Consider the following 1,383-nt stretch of genomic DNA (forward strand, 5'->3'; position numbering starts at 1 on the left):
TCAATGTTATAGTTGTAAATTACTTTTTTCTTATTCATAGATAAAGCCTCCTCTAAATAATCATCAAAATAATACTTCTCTCTTTTATTTATCTTTTTCTATGTGACGTCCCATTTCGGGACATCACATAATTACTCTTCTACAAAAACTTAACAAAAATTCATTAATTGATTTTTGTATCTGTACACTATCAGACTGAAAATGTTAAATTTTAATTTTTTGCATGGTAAAAAGACTACACTAAAAACAGCGCGCTCTTTTATATCGTTCATATCTTTCAAATATTCAGTTTTCATCATCATTTATTGGAATCTCATTGTGCTGAATCACACCATCGACTTTGTTAATAGTTATTAGAATTTCTTGAACTTCAATTTACAGTTTATTTTGATTGCTCTGTAATGGTAATAATTTATAATTAGCCACAGGAATTTTTCCTTTGCTATTTTCAACCACCATGAAATCGTGGGCGTTAAATTTCACTCACCACCAAATGGTCATCAGTCATTCACATTACTTTTTTCTAAGTAACGAGCAGATAATCAATCGCTTTCTTTATCCTTGCCATCTCATTTGAATATATCCTATATGCTGCATTCTTTGCAGATTCTATGGAATCATGCCTTTCTGGCTCCAATCTCCTAACACTCCCTTTCCCAAAAACATACAAAATATATTTATTTTCTTCCCGTTCATGATTAATACGAAATTCTATTTTAATCCATCCGCATAAATTGATTTCACAATGGCTGCATACAACCACACTATCTGATATGATATCTCTCCACTCTAAATCTTTGAACTGCATATGTACTCTCCTTTAATTATATGTGGTCTGGCTTAATCCCTTATAAATCAAGGATTTTAAGCATTTTTTATCATAAAATGGCCCAGTATGATTAAGCCTATTCGCAACTCATACTTTCACTCACTTTTCTTCTCTCTCAACGGACACCATATAGGACTTATCTTAGGTGGATGATCCACACCCAACTTCCCCATATCGTCAGTTCTGTCTACATGATCACAATAATATATCCTGTTACCATAATCATACTTTTTCATATATTCACATTCAGTACAATTTTGCGCTCTATTATTCAATCTCATATGTATCCTATTCCTCCTCACCCTGCATTTCTTTTATCCTGTCTGCAATTGTTTCACTTGCATAAAACCTCATTTTCTTATGTTCTGGTATGATACAATTTTCCCCACCAATAGGACTTCTGCAAATTCTCTCTTTATAATTCTTCATTTCAAATCTTCCAAATCCTTTTATCATTACCTTTTCATCTTCAGCCATATAATTCATAAGAGTTTCAATGAATAATTCCAGCCCTTCTCTTGCTGCTTTCTTGGTAATACCGCCTATTTCTGCCA

Annotated in this window: 3 protein-coding genes; all 3 read right to left on the bottom strand. The window is 32.5% G+C overall.

Features of this window, described 5'->3' with window-relative positions; genetic code table 11:
- Positions 1–523: 523 nt before the first annotated feature.
- Positions 524–808: a hypothetical protein gene (locus D5281_RS24935; protein ID WP_160562535.1), complete on the bottom strand. Its 285-nt coding sequence runs from the start codon at positions 806–808 to the stop codon at positions 524–526.
- Positions 809–924: 116 nt separating this feature from the next.
- Positions 925–1,110 (bottom strand): hypothetical protein, encoded by a 186-nt coding sequence (locus tag D5281_RS24940; protein ID WP_160562536.1) that lies wholly within the window; start codon positions 1,108–1,110, stop codon positions 925–927.
- Between the two features lie 7 nt (positions 1,111–1,117).
- The coding region (locus D5281_RS24945; protein WP_160562537.1) for an HU family DNA-binding protein at positions 1,118–1,383 on the bottom strand (266 nt) is incomplete at its 5' end.

Origin of the sequence: Parablautia muri (genome assembly GCF_009917485.1) — a bacterium.
Taxonomy (GTDB): Bacteria; Bacillota; Clostridia; order Lachnospirales; family Lachnospiraceae; genus Suilimivivens; species Suilimivivens muri.